We start from the raw sequence: 16,756 nt of genomic DNA, 5'->3' as shown, positions 1-16,756 counted from the left end.
TGGGCGTTCTGTTTGACGTGACACCCTCAGCTCGGTCATTGTTGTTGACGTGCAGAGCAACTTTCTGATTCTCGTACTTGGTCAGCGCGCAGCCCGCTGACCGAGTCGACGCTGCGCGCTCCCCTCAACCGCTACGCGGTGGGGGTTTTTTTGTTGCCAGTCACGCGTTACCCGCCCTCTCCGAAGGATCTAGTGATGACCGAGCAGATGACCGGAGCCCAATCGCTCATCAGGGCGCTGGAGCATGTCGGCGTCGATGTCGTGTTCGGAATCCCTGGGGGGGCGATCCTCCCCGCCTACGACCCGCTGTACGACTCCACCAAGGTGCGCCACATCCTCATGCGCCACGAGCAGGGGGCCGGGCACGCAGCCGAAGGATATGCCTACGCCACGGGACGACCAGGGGTGTGTATCGCCACCAGTGGCCCCGGCGCGACCAACCTGGTGACCCCGCTTGCAGACGCCTACATGGACTCGGTCCCCGTGGTCGCGATCACCGGGCAGGTGGCCAGCCCGGCGATCGGCACCGACGCGTTCCAGGAAGCCGACATCTGCGGCATCACCATGCCGATCACCAAGCACAACTTCCTGGTCCGGGACCCCTCCAAGATCGCCAGCACCATCGCCGAGGCCTTCCACATCGCCTCCACCGGCCGTCCTGGCCCGGTCCTCGTGGACATCGCCAAGGACGCGCTGCAAGCACAGACCCGCTTCGAATGGCCGCAACGGCCCGAACTGCCCGGCTACCGCCCCGTCACCAAACCGCACGGTAAGCAGGTGCGGGAGGCGGCACGGCTGATCGCCGAAGCCAAACGCCCCGTGCTCTACGTCGGCGGCGGAGTGTTCAAATCGGGTGCGTCCAAAGAACTGCGTGTACTGGCTGAACTGACAGGGATTCCGGTCGTCACCACCCTCATGGCACTGGGCACCTTCCCCAGCAGCCATCCCCAGAACCTCGGCATGCCGGGAATGCACGGCACCGTCGCCGCGGTCGGCGCCCTGCAGCGCGCCGACCTGATCGTGGCGCTGGGCGCCCGGTTCGATGACCGGGTCACCGGCAAGCTCAGCTCGTTCGCCCCCCACGCCACCATCGTGCACGCCGACATCGACCCGGCCGAGATCTCCAAGAACCGGTACGCCGACGTGCCGATCGTGGGCGACTGCCGGGAGGTCATCGCGGATCTGATCGTGGCGGTCCGTGCCGACCAAGCCGCCGGACGCCAGGGCGACTACACCGCGTGGTGGGAGCAGCTCAACCGAATGCGCGAGACCTACCCGCTGGGCTACACCGAGCCGGAGGACGGTTCGCTCGCCCCCCAGTACGTGATCAAGCGCATCGGCCAGATCGTCGGCCCCGACGCCACCTACGTCGCCGGAGTGGGCCAGCACCAGATGTGGGCTGCCCAGTTCATCGACCACCAGCGTCCCGGCTCCTTCGTCAACTCGGGCGGCGCCGGAACGATGGGCTTCGCCATCCCCGCGGCCCTCGGCGCCAAGGTCGGCGACCCCGATCGGGTCATCTGGGCGATCGACGGCGACGGCTGCTTCCAGATGACCAACCAGGAGCTGGCCACCTGCGCGATCGAAGGCATCCCGATCAAGGTTGCGGTGATCAACAACGGCAACCTCGGTATGGTCCGCCAGTGGCAGACCCTGTTCTACGACGGCCGCTACTCCAACACCAACCTGCACACCGCGCCCACCCCCGAAGACGGGAAGGTGCGCATTCCGGACTTCGTCCGCCTCGCAGAGGCGTACGGTTGTGTCGGGCTGCGTTGCGACCGCGCAGAAGACGTGGACGCCACCATCGAGAAAGCCATGGCCATCAACGACGTGCCCGTGGTGATCGATTTCACGGTCCACCACGACGCAATGGTCTGGCCGATGGTCCCGGCTGGAGTCAGCAACGACGACATCCAGTACGCGCGCGACATGGCGCCTGAATGGGACGACGAGGAAGAATAGGAGAGGTTGACGAATGAGTCTGCACACGCTGTCCGTCCTGGTGGAGGACACGCCTGGAGTGCTCGCTCGCGTAGCCTCCCTGTTCTCCCGTCGCGGCTTCAACATCCACTCCCTCACGGTGGGACCCACCGAATATGAGGGGCTGTCCCGCATGACAATCGTGGTCAACTGCGACCGCCATCCCCTGGAGCAGGTGACCAAGCAGCTCAACAAGCTGGTCAACGTCATCAAAATCGTCGAGATGGACCCCGAGGCGTCGGTGCGTCGGGAACTGCTGCTCATCAAGGTCAAAGCCGATTCGAGCAACCGTTCCCACGTGCTGGAGACGGCCCAGTTGTTCCGCGCCAACGTCGTCGACGTGAACCCGGACGTGGTGGTCATCGAGGCCACCGGGCAACCGGAGAAGCTCCAAGCGCTGATCCGTAACCTGGAGCCGTTCGGGATCAAGGAACTAGTGAAGTCGGGAGTGGTGGCTCTCGGCCGCGGTCCCAGGTCCATCACTGACCGGTCGCTGCGCGTGGTCGAGCGCAGCGCCTGACCCTGTATCCCGGGGATTCCCGCCGGGGATTCCACAAGTCCCGGCGCGGCGGCGTCCGGCCCGGTTCCGCCCGTCGCGTCGTACGGACGACAGATCTCTCAGCAAGGAGTTAAGCCGAAGTGGCAGCACAGATGTACTACGACGACGACGCAGACCTGAATATCATCCAGGGGCGTACCGTCGCCGTCATCGGCTATGGCAGCCAGGGGCACGCGCACGCGCTGTCGTTGCGGGATTCCGGCGTCGACGTGCGGGTCGGGCTCCCCGAGAGCTCGAAGAGCCGGGCCAAGGCCGAAGAGGACGGCCTGCGGGTCGTCACACCGGCGGAGGCGGCCCAGGAAGCCGACCTCATCATGATCCTGGTGCCCGACCACATCCACCGCGACCTGTACGCCAACGAGATCGCCCCGCACCTCAACGAGGGCGACGCGCTGTTCTTCGGGCACGGTTTCAGCATCCGCTACGGCCTCATCACCCCGCCGGAGGGTGTGGACGTGGCGATGGTCGCCCCCAAGGGCCCGGGCCACCTGGTGCGCCGCCAGTTCGAGGCCGGCCGCGGCGTTCCCGTGCTGGTCGCCGTGGAGAAGGACGCCTCCGGTTCGGCCTGGGACCTGGCCCTCTCCTACGCCAAGGCCATCGGCGGCACCCGCGCCGGTGCGCTGAAGACCACCTTCAAGGAAGAGACCGAGACCGACCTGTTCGGCGAGCAGGCCGTGCTCTGCGGCGGCGTTTCCGAGCTGATCAAGGCCGGCTTCGCCACCCTGGTCGAGGCGGGCTACCAGCCTGAGGTGGCCTACTTCGAGTGCCTGCACGAGATGAAGCTCATCGTCGACCTCATGTACGAGGGCGGCATCTCCAAGATGTACTGGTCGGTGTCGGACAACGCCGAGTACGGCGGCTACACCCGGGGTCCGCGCGTCATCACCGAGTCCACCCGCGAGGAGATGCGCAAGATCCTCCAGGAGGTCCAGGACGGCACCTACGCCAAGGAGCTGGTGGAGGAGTTCGACAAGGGCCGTCCGAACTTCCTCAAGCGGCGTGAGGCCGAGCAGGGCGAGCAGATCGAGAAGGTCGGCACTGAGCTGCGCTCGCTGATGAGCTGGCTGAAGAACTGATCCGGCTACGGCAGTCGCTCACGGGTCCCGGGTGTGTGACACTCCGGGACCCTCCTCGCGTGGAGGGGTGGTCCACACCAATCCCGGGACAGGGGGTCGGTTAAGCTGGATTCCTGTCACGGTAGAGCCACCCAGCGCTAGACTTCTCCTCGTTCTGGCGCCTGGCCGGAGCCGACGCCGGCAATGTCGTGGCTGCGACCGCAGTCGAACCCACACGCACTCCCTCTAAGGAATTCGTTGTGCCCAAGCCAGTCGTCCTGGTCGCGGAAGAACTTTCGCCCGCAGGAATCGCGCTGTTGGAAGAGGACTTTGAAGTCCGCCACGTCAACGGCGCCGACCGTTCCCAGCTCCTTCCCGCGCTCGCCGGAGTCGACGCGCTGATCGTGCGCAGCGCCACCAAAGTGGACGCTGAGGTGCTGGCCGCGGCGCCCTCCCTCAAGGTTGTGGCGCGTGCGGGCGTCGGACTGGACAACGTGGATGTCGAGGCCGCCACCAAGGCGGGCGTGCTCGTCGTCAACGCGCCCACCTCCAACATCATCAGTGCAGCGGAACAGGCCATCAACCTGCTCTTGGCCACGGCCCGCAACACTGCTGCTGCCCACGCGGCCCTCGTGCGCGGCGAGTGGAAGCGTTCCAAGTACACCGGCGTCGAACTGTACGACAAAACCGTCGGCATCGTGGGCCTGGGACGGATCGGCGTGCTCGTCGCCCAGCGGCTCCAGGCGTTCGGCACCAAGCTGATCGCCTACGACCCCTTCGTGCAGCCTGCCCGGGCCGCGCAGCTGGGGGTGGAGCTCGTCGAGCTCGACGAGCTGCTGGAGCGCAGCGACTTCATCACGATCCACCTGCCCAAGACGAAGGACACGATCGGCCTGATCGGCGAGGAAGAGCTGCGCAAGGTCAAGCCGACGGTCCGGATCATCAACGCTGCGCGCGGCGGGATCGTGGACGAGACGGCCCTCTACCACGCGCTCAAGGAAGGTCGTGTGGCCGGCGCTGGGCTGGACGTGTTCGCCAAGGAGCCTTGCACGGACAGCCCGCTGTTCGAGCTGGAGAACGTGGTGGTGGCTCCGCACCTGGGGGCCAGCACGCACGAGGCGCAGGAGAAGGCCGGGACCCAGGTGGCCCGGTCCGTCAAGCTTGCGCTCGCCGGCGAGTTCGTGCCGGACGCGGTCAACATCCAGGGCAAGGGCGTGGCCGAGGACATCAAGCCGGGGCTGCCGCTGACGGAGAAGCTCGGCCGTATCCTCGCCGCGCTCGCCGACGGTGCGATCACCCGGGTCGAGGTGGAGGTCCGGGGCGAGATCGTCGCCCACGACGTCAAGGTGATCGAGCTGGCCGCGCTCAAGGGCCTCTTCACGGACATCGTGGAAGAGGCTGTGACCTACGTGAACGCGCCTCTGGTAGCCAAGGAGCGCGGTATCGAGGTGAGCCTGACCACCGAGGAGGAGAGCCCCGACTGGCGCAACGTCATCACGGTGCGGGCCATCCTCTCCGACGGCCAGCGCGTGTCGGTCTCGGGCACGCTGACCGGGCCGCGCCAGTTGGAGAAGCTTGTCGAGGTCAACGGCTACACCATGGAGATCGCGCCCAGCGAGCACATGGCGTTCTTCTCCTACCACGACCGTCCCGGTGTGGTCGGCGTAGTCGGCCAACTGCTCGGACAGGCGCAGGTGAACATCGCCGGCATGCAGGTCAGCCGGGACAAGGAGGGCGGTGCGGCGCTGATCGCGCTGACCGTGGACTCGGCGATCCCCGACGAGACCCTCGAGACGATCTCCAAGGAGATCGGCGCCGAGATCAGCCGCGTGGACTTGGTTGACTGACCGGCAGCAGCGTGCCAGGGCCCGCTCCTTCGGAGGGGCCCTTTTCTTATGCCGGGCATCAGGGTGCTTTGTCCGGTATGGCGCTATTTTCCGGGCCCTGGACCGCCCTTTTAGTTGGGCGTCCGATATTCTGTCTTCCTAGCAGATAGCGTTGCGTGCCTGCTGGGCGACGGACCACGAGAACCGCCCGCGGCGCGAACGGTGTGCCACTACCTCACCCAGGACGTTGGCACTGCGGACCGGTCAGGTGATCCCACCGGAGGCGTTGTCACGCCGGACCCGGCCCCACTCCTCAAGCCCGGGAGTCCGGCTTCTCCACGCTCACCCATCGGGGCGTATGCCTGAACCCGATGGGTTCCCGGATCAGGAATCGAGGACTGACCATGGACGAAACCACGACTGCTGAAGCCAACGAGGCACGCGAAGCCGTGCAGCGCGCCCTGGACCGTCGAGACAACGGCGGCCCCACCGGCCACTGAGGGCCCGGTCCGTGCGCGGCCGACTCCCACTGGGCGGCGCGCCCTCCACCCGGGGGAAGGGTGCTGACCTCACCGACAACCCGCCTGCTTCGGTACTCTTGTCTCATCCCTGTTGTCGCTCGTCTCAACTCATGAGACACCGGGTCGCGTGTCCGCCGCTGGGAACCCGGCGTGTCGGCCGCACCGTGAAGACACCATCAGACTGAAGGCAGGCAAGGCTCCCTATGTCCGCTCGTACTGTGAAGCTGGCCGTGATCCCCGGTGACGGCATCGGGCCCGAAGTCGTTGCCGAAGGGCTCAAGGTCCTCTCCGCCGTCGCCCCCCGGCACGGACTCACCCTCGACACCACCGAGTACGAGTTGGGTGCCCAACGGTGGCATGCCACCGGTGAGGTCCTGCCGGACGCGGTCGAGGAGGAGCTGCGCCAGCACGACGCCATCCTCCTTGGAGCGGTCGGCGACCCCACGGTGCCCAGTGGAGTCCTGGAGCGTGGCCTGTTGCTGCGGTTGCGCTTCAACTTCTCGCACTACGTCAACCTGCGGCCGGTCCGGCTCTACCCGGGGGTGACCACCCCGCTGGCCGGTGTCGCACCCGAAGACATCGACATGCTGGTCGTGCGCGAGGGAACTGAGGGCCCCTACGCCGGCATGGGAGGCGTGCTGCGCAAGGGCACCCCCCACGAGATCGCCACCCAGGACAGCGTCAACACTCGTCTCGGTGTGGAACGCGTCGTCCGCTACGCCTTCGCCAAAGCCGCTGAGCGTCCCTGTCACAAGCTCACCCTGGTCCACAAGGACAACGTGCTGACCTACGCCGGCGAACTGTGGCAGCGCGTGGTCCGCGAGGTCGGCGCCGAATACCCCCAGGTCGAAGTCGACTACCTGCACGTCGACGCAGCCACCATGTTCTTCGTGACCCAGCCGCGGCGCTTTGACGTGGTGGTCACCGACAACCTCTTCGGCGACATCATCACCGACCTCGGCGCGGCCGTGGCCGGCGGTATCGGCCTGGCCGCTAGTGGCAACATCAACCCCGAGGGCGACTTCCCCAGCATGTTCGAGCCGGTGCACGGATCCGCACCCGACATCGCAGGACAGGGCAAGGCTGACCCCACGGCGACCATCCTGTCTGTCTCCCTCATGCTGGAACACCTGGGCTACGCCGACGCAGCAGCACAAATCGACCAGGCGGTAGCCGAGGACCTGCAGGAACGTGCTAAGAACGGTGGAGTCCGCTCCACCACCCAGATTGGCGACGACATCGCTCAGCGAGTAGCGGAGCAGGGCTAGGCGGACACCACCGCTCATGCCCTGCTGTTCACGCGCGGCGCGGCTGAGCACCAGTACCCCTTGATGCGACGGGCGCGCCCATGGCGCGCCCGTCGCCGTGTCCACGGTTTTGGGTCTGGCTCTGGCTCCGGGTGCGTCGTTTCCGTCACACTAGAGTCCTCGGGACGGCAGCGTCGCCGTTCCGACGTATCCGAGAGGATCGGCAGCACATGAGCAACGGCACCACCACAAGCGGGTTGACGTTCGATATTCGACTCTCCACCGAGCGGAAGACCCCGCAGGAGCGAGAGGCGATCCTGGAAAACCCCGGGTTCGGCAAAGTGTTCACCGACCACATGGTGACCATCCGCTACACCGCAGACCGCGGCTGGCACGATGCCCGACTCGAGCCCTACGGGCCGCTGTCGCTGGACCCGGCCACCTCAGTCCTGCACTACGCCCAGGAGATCTTCGAAGGGCTCAAAGCGTACCGCCACCCCGACGGCAGCATCGCCTGCTTCCGGCCGGAAGCCAACGCCGCACGGTTCAACTCCAGTGCGAAGCGCATGGCGATGCCGGAACTTCCCGAAGAACTGTTCCTGGGGGCGATCGACACCCTGCTCACCTACGACGGCGACTGGGTCCCCACCCAGGCTGACACCAGCCTGTACCTGCGCCCCTTCATGATCTCCACCGACGTCGGCCTGGGCGTCAACAGCCCGTCCAGCAGCTACCTGTTCGTGCTGATCGCTTCCCCGTCCGGCGGCTACTTCGCCAACGGGGTCAAACCGGTCACCGTGTGGCTGTGCGAGGACTACACGCGGGCTGCGCCCGGCGGAACCGGTGCGGCCAAGTTCGGCGGCAACTACGCGGCCAGCTTCCTGGCCCAGGCCCAAGCCGTCGAACAGGGCTGCGACCAGGTCGTCTGGCTGGACGCAGTGGAACACCGCTGGGTGGAGGAGATGGGCGGCATGAACCTCTTCTTCGTCTTCGGTTCCGGAGAGAACGCCCGCCTCCTCACCCCTGAACTGACCGGCACCCTCCTGCCCGGCATCACCCGTGACTCGCTGCTGAAGCTCGCCCCCGACCTCGGCTACCCGGTGGAAGAGGGGCGGATTTCTACCGACGAGTGGCGGGAGGCCGCGGCCAGTGGAGAGCTCACCGAGGTGTTCGCCTGCGGTACTGCCGCCGTCATTACCCCCGTCTCGCACGTGAAGAGTCGGCAGGGCGAGTTCCAGATCGGTGACGGCACCCCCGGCCCCATCACCATGCGCCTGCGGGAGGAGCTCGTCGGCCTGCAGTACGGCACCCGCCCCGACTCCCACGGCTGGATCCGCAAGTTCGGCCGCTAATGGGCGCGGGTGAGCGAACCGGCCATAAGCCCAGCACACCGGTGTGACGATCCTGGGGTTTCCCGAGCTACCCCCGCTCGGGAAACCCCAGGTGCATGTGGGGCCTGGGTGCACCCAGAGAACAAGATGTGGCACACTTGGTGCTATGCCGCCTCAGGCGATCATTATCGTGAGGCGCGCTGGCTGAAACGGACCCCGCCAGCGCGCAGACCTCTCGTGTCCACGAGAGGTCTTTTTTGTTGGCGGGAGCGGGTCGGCCACCAGGTGACACAGACCAGACCCGGGAGTTCCCACATGCTGGACGACAGTTTCCACGTATTCGACACGACCCTGCGTGACGGCGCTCAGCGCGAAGGCATCAACTTCACCGTCGCCGACAAACTTGCGGTCGCGAAGCTGCTCGACGAGTTCGGTGTGGGTTTCATCGAGGGCGGCTGGCCCGGCGCGAATCCGAAGGACACAGAATTCTTCCGACGGGCCCAAACAGAACTGTCCCTCAAACATGCGCAGCTCACCGCGTTCGGCTCGACCCGGCGGGCGGGAACCACGGCTGCGAAGGACCCCCAGGTGCTCGCGTTGCGCGACTCCGGGGCGCCCGTCGTCACCCTCGTGGCGAAGAGCGACGACCGGCACGTCGAACTGGCGCTGCGCACCACGCTCGAGGAGAACCTCGAGATGATCGCGGACACGGTCTCCTTCCTGCTGGGCCAGGGACAGCGCGTCTTCGTTGACTGCGAGCACTTCTTTGACGGGTACCGGCACAACCCCGAATACGCACTCCGTGTGGTGCGCACCGCGGCCGAGGCGGGGGCCTCCGTGGTGGTGCTGTGCGACACCAACGGCGGCATGCTGCCGTCCGACGTCTTCCAGATCGTCAGCGAAGTCCGCGAAGCCACCGGGGCCCGGCTGGGCATCCACGCCCAGGACGACTCGGGGTGCGCCGTGGCCAACACGCTGGCCGCGGTCGACGCGGGCGCCACCCACGTCCAGTGCACCGCCAACGGGTACGGGGAGCGGGTCGGCAACGCCAACCTGTTCTCGGTCGTCCCCGCCTTGGTGCTCAAACGCGGCCGCAATGTGCTGCCCGAAGGCTGCCTGCGCGAGATGACCCGGGTGTCCCAGGCCATCGCCGAGATCGCGAACATCGCTCCAGCCACCCACCAGCCCTACGTCGGCATCTCCGCCTTCGCCCACAAGGCCGGGCTGCACGCTTCTGCGATCAAGGTGGACCCGGACCTCTACCAGCACATCGACCCGGCGCTGGTCGGCAACGACATGCGCATGCTGGTCTCCGACATGGCCGGGCGGGCCTCGGTGGAGCTGAAGGCGAAAGAGCTCGGCGTGGACTTGTCCGGCGACCGCGAGACCCTGGGCCGGATCGTGGAGCGGGTCAAGGACATGGAGATGGCCGGGTACAGCTTCGAAGCGGCCGACGCCTCCTTGGAGCTGCTGCTGCGCGAAGAGATCGGCCAGCCGGTGCGGTACTTCGAAGTGGAGTCGTGGCGCACTATCTCCGAGCGGCGCCCCGACGGGTCCAGCGCCAGCGAGGCCACGGTGAAGCTCTACGTCAAGGGTGAGCGGGTGGTGGCAACCGGGGAAGGCAACGGTCCGGTCAACGCCCTGGACCGGGCACTGCGCTCGGCGCTGGAGAGCGTCTACCCCGACCTGGCCACGATGGAACTAGTCGACTACAAGGTCCGCATCCTGGAGGGCACGTCCGGAACGGACGCGGTCACCCGGGTGCTCATCGACTGCAGTGACGGGCAGGGCGAGTGGACGACGGTCGGAGTGGGTGAGAACGTCATCGAGGCGTCGTGGACGGCGCTGGAGCAGGCCCTCACCTACGGGCTGCTGCGCCGCGGCTACACCCAGCAGTGACGTGGCGGGCAGCCGGGACAGGGCGCTGCCCGGCTGCCCTTGCCGCGCGGGCGGCCCCTGACCCTGGTCAGGGGCTCACCCACCCGTTCTTCTCACACCCCTGCAGCCCGAACGTCTGCTGCTGCATGACTGGCGCGGGTTCCCCGGGGGCAGGGCAGTCCACGTGGCCGTAGCCGAGCGCGTGGCCGACTTCGTGGTTGATGACGTAGGCGCGGTAGGTCTCCAGGTCGCCGTCGAAGTGCGGCACGCCGGACACCCAGCGGTTCTGGTTGATCATCGCGCGTTCCCCGGAGAAGCAGGAGACGTAGCCGTTGGTCTGCAGTGGCGCGCACTGCTGGTCTACGGTCTCGGGGGAGGCGAGGGTGACCCGGAAGTCCACTGGTTCTTCGTCGACCCGCTGGAAGGCCAGCGTGCCGTCGTGGGTCCAGCTTCGGGGGTCGCTGAGCACGTGCTCGACCGCTGCAGCGAAGTCGGCGGGGTCTCCGGGAAGCCCTTCTTCGACCTCCACCAGGTAGCGCAGGAGCGTGCCTTCGCCGACGACCTCCCCGTCACCTTCGACGACCCGCAGTTCTCCGCTTGCGCTGGGCACCTCTTCGACCACGGAGCGCAGCAGTGGGGGTACCGGGGACGGCGAGGGCTCCGGCGTCATGGGAGAACTGCTGCCCTGCGAGGTGGCGGGGACCACGGATGCCGGGTCCGACGGTTCCCACGGGAGCACGTTGGCCGAGACCATCCCCACGCCTGACAGCGCGACAATCAGCCCCGCGATAGTCCCCACTGGCAGTTGACGCCGTCGATGTCGACCGGTACGGCGTGGTCGTCCTGCCTTCTGCGCAGTCATGGACACGATCGGCCTTTCTCAAGAATCGCAAATTCCATCATTGCAGATCAAAAGGGGTGCGGGGGAGAAGAAAAGGGATGAAGGGGGTGGGCGGCCCCCGGTGAAGAACCGAGGGCCGCACCGGGATCAGTCCTGGGCCTGGACGTGCTGGACGACTTCGAAGGACCAGAGTTCACTCGCGGACGCGGCCGGGCCGCCCTGGCTGCTGCGGCGGGAGTCTTCAGAGGCCTGGGCGTGTCCGCGCTGGAAGGCCTCGCTGTTCAGCCAGTTCTGGTAGTCCTCTTCGGAGCGCCAGCGCGTGTAGACGATGTACTTGTCGGTCCCGTCGACGGGACGCAGCAGTTGGAACTCCTCAAAGCCGGGCTGGTTCTCCACGAGGCCTGCGCGCTTGGCGAAACGCTCCTCCAGGGTGGCGCCGGCACCGGGAGGAACCGTCAGCACATTGAATTTCACCACACTGGCCATGGTGATACCTCTCGTTGATGGTGGGTTGGGTTCCGGCCCACGAAGCCATAGGCCGGACTGCGGCCCAACCTAATGCAGGGATGGGAGAGGACCGTTTCGGGGCAGTCTTTCTCGGCGTTTCCGGGTGCTAGGGCGACGTGACCGACATCGCCGGAATAGGCCGACCCGTGCCCCTTGCGGCTGGGGCACGGGTCGGCATAAAAGCGGCGCCCGCCCACGGGGAGTGGACGGGCGCCGTCTCCGGCTAGGAGGTGCTGATCAGTTCCTCGTTGAGGCTGTCAGCCGTTGCCTCACTCCGCTTTACAGAGGCGGGTAGGCGTTGGCCAGCAGCTCGCGGAACTGGGCAGAGAACCAGTGGCCGGAGATGGGGGCGTTGGGCAGCGCACCCGAGGGGTTGTTGCCGTTGCGGGCGTTGCCCTGGTAGGTCGGGTCGCACATGCGGTCGAAGCCCTTGCCCTCGTCGTTCGGGATCTCCTCGCTGGCGCCGTCGGACTCACCCGGGGGCTTCACCCAGACGTAGGCGTCAACACCGGGAGCCGGGTTGACCGTGGGCCGCTCGCCGAGGCCCGCACCGGCCTGGTTGCACCAGTTACCGGGGTGGATACGGCGGTCGATACGGCTCTCGTCAACGTAGGTGTTGAGGTCGGTGGAGGAGCTCGGTCCGGTCGGACGGTCCGGGCCACCCCAGCCGTTGCGGGAGGTGTCGATGAGCATACCGATGTCGGACCGGAAGCCCTTGGCGATCAGGGCCTGACGCAGGTCCTGGACGAAGGAGAGCTCGTCGACGTACTGGTTCCAGTCAACCCACTTGGACTGGCGGATGAGCTGGCCGTTAACGGTGCCGTTGACGTCCAGGTACGGCTCCACAGTGGCCGAGTAGTTGGCCGTGTTGGAGATGAAGCCGTGCACGTAGTCCACGGTGGAGCCGGAGGCGTTGGCGGCCTCGTAGAAGATGTCCACCGAGGGGCCGAAGTTGGAGTCCCAGCCGATCCAGCCGTGGTGGGCGGCGTCGATGTAGTTGTAGACGTTCGGGATCTCGCCCAGCTTGCGGAGGGCGTAGCCGACACCGTTGACGTAGCCGCCGTTCTGCTTCATGTAGGCGCAGAGCTCGGTGCCGCCGTCCCCGCCCACGTTGGTGACGAGGTTGGGCAGGGAGTCGATCTCGATGATGGCGACGATCCGCAGGTTCTCGTAGTCTGCGAAGTCCCACATGATGTCGGCGATCGGGTCGATGTACTCGCTCTTGTAGCGGTCGAGTTCATCGGGACCCAGCTCACCGTTGGAGGCCAGCGCGGCGCAGTCGCGGCCGGGCAGGTTGTAGATGACGACCTGGATGGTCAGCGGGTCGCCACCGGACTGGCGGACGGCCTCCTCCAGGTGGTCGCGCAGACCCATGGAGCCGGTGGTCGGGCTGTCGTTGCCCTCGATGGCGCCGATACGGTCCAGCCAGACAGCGGTGGACTCGTTGGCGACCGCGGAACCGCCCGGCTCAGCGGCGGCCTTGGCCGACCAGACCGGGTTCACGTACAGCTTGGCGCCCTCGAACGGGTTGTCGACCTTCTCGCCGGGGTTGGTGGGCGGGTTGGTCGGGCCGCCCGGCTCATCCGGGTCTGTGGGGCTGGGGGAAGGGCTGGGGGAGGGGCTGGGCTCGGGGTCGGGGTCGTCCGAGCCGTCGCAGGTAACCCCGTTCAGCTTGAAGGAGGAGGGGATGTCGTTGCTGCCCGAGTAGGAGCCGTTGAACCCGAACTCAACCGTTCCGTTGGCCGGGATGGAGGCGTTGTACGGGGCGTTGCTGACCGACACGTGCTGCCCGGACTGGGTGTAGGTCCCGTTCCACAGGTTGGTCACCTGCTGGTTGCCGGGGAAGTCCCACTCCAGGGTCCAGCCGTTGATCGCACTGCCGAGGTTGGTGATGGTGACGTTGGCGGTGAACCCGGTACCCCAGGAGTTGACCGTGTAGTCCACCGAGCAGCCGGCGGCGTTGGCCGGAGCAGCGAACGCCACCATAGAGGCGCCAAGCGCCAGTCCAGAGGCGGCTGCCAGGCCGCGCCGCATCCACGAACGTCTGTTCGTGGCACGAACTTTACTCATATCGGTGTCTTCCTTGGTTGGAGGATGTTCTCTCGCAAGGGGATGGTCGAGAACCGGACGCTGCAGTGTTCAGCCGACCGGTCGGCGTGGTTGCGCGGACGACGGCCGGGCGCCCCGGAGGGGAGCGGGGGATGGTGAACACTGCTGCCTCCGTTTGAGCGCTGGGAGAGTGGCGTCGGACGGTTGGTTGTGTGGGAGTTCTCCCGAAGGCTGGGAGCGCTCCCACTTAGGGACTTAAAGCAGGGTCGAAAATGCGTGTCACACGACGAGCCCTACCGTGACGCCATTCACGTCCCAGTGTGACTAGCGGCACGGGAGCGCTCCCAAAAGAGAGTAGCCACTTCATGACCGGTTGTAAATACCGCGTTAAATGGGCTTTTGTGACGGGGGTCGGAAACAGGCCGTGGCGGAGCCATCTCGCGGGGTGCTTTCCCCCCTCCGACGGGACGCGCAAGGATGGTGACGGAACGGAACAGGAAACGGTCTCAGGGCTCGCGCAAGAAAAACGGACCGAAATTCGGTTCTCGGTAGCCTGGGGGAACTAACCGCACCTGAAATGATGAGGGGGAATCCCGTGCGTATCGCGAGATTCTCGGCCGGTGATGACGTAGGTTTCGGCTTGGTCGATACCGACGATGAGGGCAACCAGTTCGTCACCCGGATGAAGAGCCACCCGTTGGTGGGGCCGATCCAGCTCACCGGAGAACGCACCAAACTCGAAGACGTGCGGCTGCTCTCCCCGATCCTGCCCACCAAGATCGTGTGCATCGGCAAAAACTACGCCGACCACATCGCGGAGATGGGAGGCAGCGCTGAGGACGAACGGGACCCCAAGGAGCCGGTCGTCTTCCTCAAGCCCTCCACCGCCGTGGTCGGGCCCAACGACCCCGTCTTCCACCCGAAACTCTCCTCGCGGGTGGACTACGAGGGAGAACTGGCTGTGATCATCGGCCGGCTCTGCCGGGAGGTGCCGGCCGAACGCGCCAAGGACGTCATCTTCGGCTACACCATCGGCAACGACGTCACCGCCCGCGACCTGCAGCAGGCCGACCACCAGTGGACCCGCGCCAAGGGGTTCGACTCGTTCTGCCCGCTCGGACCGTGGATTGAGACCGGGCTCAGCGTTGAGGAAGCCTCGCAGCTGCGCATCACCACCACCGTGGACGGGGAGGTCCGCCAGGACGGCAACACCGGGCAGATGATCCACAGCATTCCCGAGATCATCTCCTACGTGAGCTCTTTCATGACGCTCCTGCCGGGGGATGTGATCCTCACCGGCACCCCCGCAGGGGTCGGACCGGTCCGGGTAGGCCAGCGGATGACCGTGGCGATCGACCGGATCGGGGAACTGAGCAACCCGGTGGTGGCCCGCGACTGAGCCGCTGCCGGCCCGCAGCACTGCGGGGAGGCGCACCGTCGTGCGGTGTGCAGGAAGCCCGCACCGACACACCGCATCCGCAGGAGCAGCCGGGGCCGCGCTGTCCGTGGATGCCCCTCGCCGCCGCAGGCCTCACACGCGTCGGACCCGTGGCCCCATCGTGCCTTGCGGAGGCACCCGTCTGGGCCACGGGTCCAGGGCGACGACGCCGACTAGCTGTAGGAGGCGCGGTAGGAAAGCCGCCGGAGCAGGACCTCCGCGGGACCGCGCTGGCCAGCCCGTTCCTGCAGGTAGGAGAGGAGCACCGTGACCAGCCACACCCCGGTGGCGAACAAGGCCATGGTGGCGCTGTGCAAGTGGGCGCCCAGCCCCAGGCCCCAGGCCGTCAGGACGGGGGCGCAGAGCACCGACTGGGCGAGGTAGCACGACAGAGAGCGTTTGCCCACCGCGGTGAGAGCCGTGAGCACGGGGCCGCGGCTGGTGCGGCGGCTGAGACGGTGCGCGATGAGGCCGAACAGGGCGACGTAGCCTAGCCCGGTAGCGATCCCCGTCGTCGAAGCGATCGAGGCCACTGCGACGCTCTCCTCCGCAGACAGGGACAGGATGCCGACGTGGTCCAGAGCGTGCAGCAGTCCGGTGAGCCAGCCCAGCGGGATGCCCACGGCAGCGGTGATGCGCAGCAGGCGCAGGTGGTTGCCGGGCTCCTCCAGGATGCGGCGGCGGGCAGCCCAGAAGCCCAGCAGGATCGCGATCGGGACACTGATGGTCAGCAGTCCTTGGCCGACCACCAGGAAGGCCCAGACCTGGATCCGGAGCACCATGGAGGCGAGGTAGTTCTCTTCGGCGTTGAGCTCACTGGACGGGAACCACGAGGGGGAGCCGGACTCTGCGGGCTCTGCGGGCGCGGCGCCTTCCGGCGCGACGATGAAGGCCAGCACGGACAGCGCGGTCAAGGCCGCGAGGAGCCCGGTGAAGATGCCGGACCAGACGAGCAGGGTCCGGTCGGTGCGGCGGAGGAAGAGCCAGCCGAAGATGAGACCGGCGAAGCCGTAGGCGCCGAGGACGTCCCCCAGCCACAGCAGTGCGGCGTGGACGAAGCCGAACACCAGGAGCCACAGGTTGCGACGGCGTAGCAGGGCGCGTACGTCCCGCTCCGTAGCTCCAGCGGCCCGCTGCCGGAGCCACAGTTGCACCATGCCGTAGCCGAATAGGAAGGCGAATATGGGGTAGGTACGAGCGTCCACCGCGGTGATGAGCACGCCTTGCACGATCCGGTCGAGGAGCGAGCCGTCGGAGGGGTGGATGCTCAGCTCGCCGGGGCTCGCGGCCCACAGGTACCAGGTCGAGTTGGCGAGCACGATGAGCAGCAGCATGAAGCCGCGTGCCAGGTCGGGCGCCAAGGCGCGCTCCCCGGGGCGGACCGGGCCTCTCAGCGACGGGGGAGCAGGCTGGGCGGGAGCGGTCGACTCCCGGGGCTCGTGGGTACCCGCGTCGTCGGATGTCGGTGGTCCGGTGGGGTCGTGTCCGGTCATGATTCCCCTTCCCCCGTCGGTCAGACGG

Annotated in this window: 12 protein-coding genes; 8 read left to right on the top strand and 4 right to left on the bottom strand. The window is 66.9% G+C overall.

The genetic code is table 11. The features are described 5' to 3' along the window. Positions 1 to 195 precede the first annotated feature (195 nt). The 7 genes from CW348_RS06525 (at position 196) to cimA (ending at position 10,421) form a co-directional block, all read left to right on the top strand. A complete protein-coding gene (locus CW348_RS06525) occupies positions 196 to 1,965 on the top strand; it encodes an acetolactate synthase large subunit (RefSeq protein WP_011291058.1) in 1,770 nt (589 codons plus the stop codon). 13 nt (positions 1,966 to 1,978) lie between these two features. Further along, positions 1,979 to 2,503, top strand: coding sequence for an acetolactate synthase small subunit (gene ilvN, locus CW348_RS06520; RefSeq protein ID WP_011291059.1), 525 nt, complete (start codon positions 1,979 to 1,981; stop codon positions 2,501 to 2,503). A gap of 119 nt (positions 2,504 to 2,622) precedes the next feature. Further along, positions 2,623 to 3,618: a ketol-acid reductoisomerase gene (ilvC, locus tag CW348_RS06515; RefSeq protein ID WP_011291060.1), complete on the top strand. Its 996-nt coding sequence runs from the start codon at positions 2,623 to 2,625 to the stop codon at positions 3,616 to 3,618. 239 nt (positions 3,619 to 3,857) lie between these two features. Next, complete coding sequence (serA, locus tag CW348_RS06510; RefSeq protein ID WP_011291061.1) at positions 3,858 to 5,444, top strand: phosphoglycerate dehydrogenase; 1,587 nt, start codon at positions 3,858 to 3,860, stop codon at positions 5,442 to 5,444. Positions 5,445 to 6,147: 703 nt separating this feature from the next. Next, the gene (locus tag CW348_RS06505) at positions 6,148 to 7,212 is read left to right on the top strand and encodes a 3-isopropylmalate dehydrogenase (protein ID WP_011291062.1); all 1,065 of its coding nucleotides are present in this window, start codon (positions 6,148 to 6,150) and stop codon (positions 7,210 to 7,212) included. A gap of 209 nt (positions 7,213 to 7,421) precedes the next feature. Beyond that, a complete protein-coding gene (locus CW348_RS06500; protein WP_011291063.1) occupies positions 7,422 to 8,543 on the top strand; it encodes a branched-chain amino acid aminotransferase in 1,122 nt (373 codons plus the stop codon). Between the two features lie 294 nt (positions 8,544 to 8,837). After that, on the top strand, positions 8,838 to 10,421 hold the full coding sequence (cimA, locus tag CW348_RS06495; protein ID WP_011291064.1) for a citramalate synthase: 1,584 nt from the start codon (positions 8,838 to 8,840) through the stop codon (positions 10,419 to 10,421). A gap of 67 nt (positions 10,422 to 10,488) precedes the next feature. Here the strand turns inward: cimA and CW348_RS06490 are convergent, their stop codons facing one another. The 3 genes from CW348_RS06490 to CW348_RS06480 all read right to left on the bottom strand — a co-directional run bounded on the left by CW348_RS06490 (position 10,489) and on the right by CW348_RS06480 (position 13,818). After that, the gene (locus tag CW348_RS06490) at positions 10,489 to 11,262 is read right to left on the bottom strand and encodes a DUF3152 domain-containing protein (protein WP_011291065.1); all 774 of its coding nucleotides are present in this window, start codon (positions 11,260 to 11,262) and stop codon (positions 10,489 to 10,491) included. A gap of 126 nt (positions 11,263 to 11,388) precedes the next feature. Continuing rightward, on the bottom strand, positions 11,389 to 11,727 hold the full coding sequence (locus tag CW348_RS06485) for an antibiotic biosynthesis monooxygenase (protein ID WP_011291066.1): 339 nt from the start codon (positions 11,725 to 11,727) through the stop codon (positions 11,389 to 11,391). A 300-nt stretch (positions 11,728 to 12,027) separates the two neighbouring features. Beyond that, a complete protein-coding gene (locus tag CW348_RS06480; RefSeq protein ID WP_038043313.1) occupies positions 12,028 to 13,818 on the bottom strand; it encodes a glycoside hydrolase family 6 protein in 1,791 nt (596 codons plus the stop codon). A 574-nt stretch (positions 13,819 to 14,392) separates the two neighbouring features. Between CW348_RS06480 and CW348_RS06475 the strand changes: the two genes are divergently transcribed. Continuing rightward, on the top strand, positions 14,393 to 15,196 hold the full coding sequence (locus CW348_RS06475) for a fumarylacetoacetate hydrolase family protein (protein WP_011291068.1): 804 nt from the start codon (positions 14,393 to 14,395) through the stop codon (positions 15,194 to 15,196). A 212-nt stretch (positions 15,197 to 15,408) separates the two neighbouring features. Here CW348_RS06475 and CW348_RS06470 read toward each other — a convergent pair whose 3' ends face one another. Then, positions 15,409 to 16,728, bottom strand: a complete 1,320-nt coding sequence (locus CW348_RS06470) for a DUF418 domain-containing protein (RefSeq protein WP_011291069.1) — start codon at positions 16,726 to 16,728, stop codon at positions 15,409 to 15,411. Between the last annotated feature and the right edge of the window lie 28 nt (positions 16,729 to 16,756).

This window comes from Thermobifida sp. (assembly GCF_017577275.1).
GTDB classification, from domain to species: Bacteria; Actinomycetota; Actinomycetes; order Streptosporangiales; family Streptosporangiaceae; genus Thermobifida; species Thermobifida fusca.
This window is presented reverse-complemented; position numbering and strand designations above follow the sequence as displayed.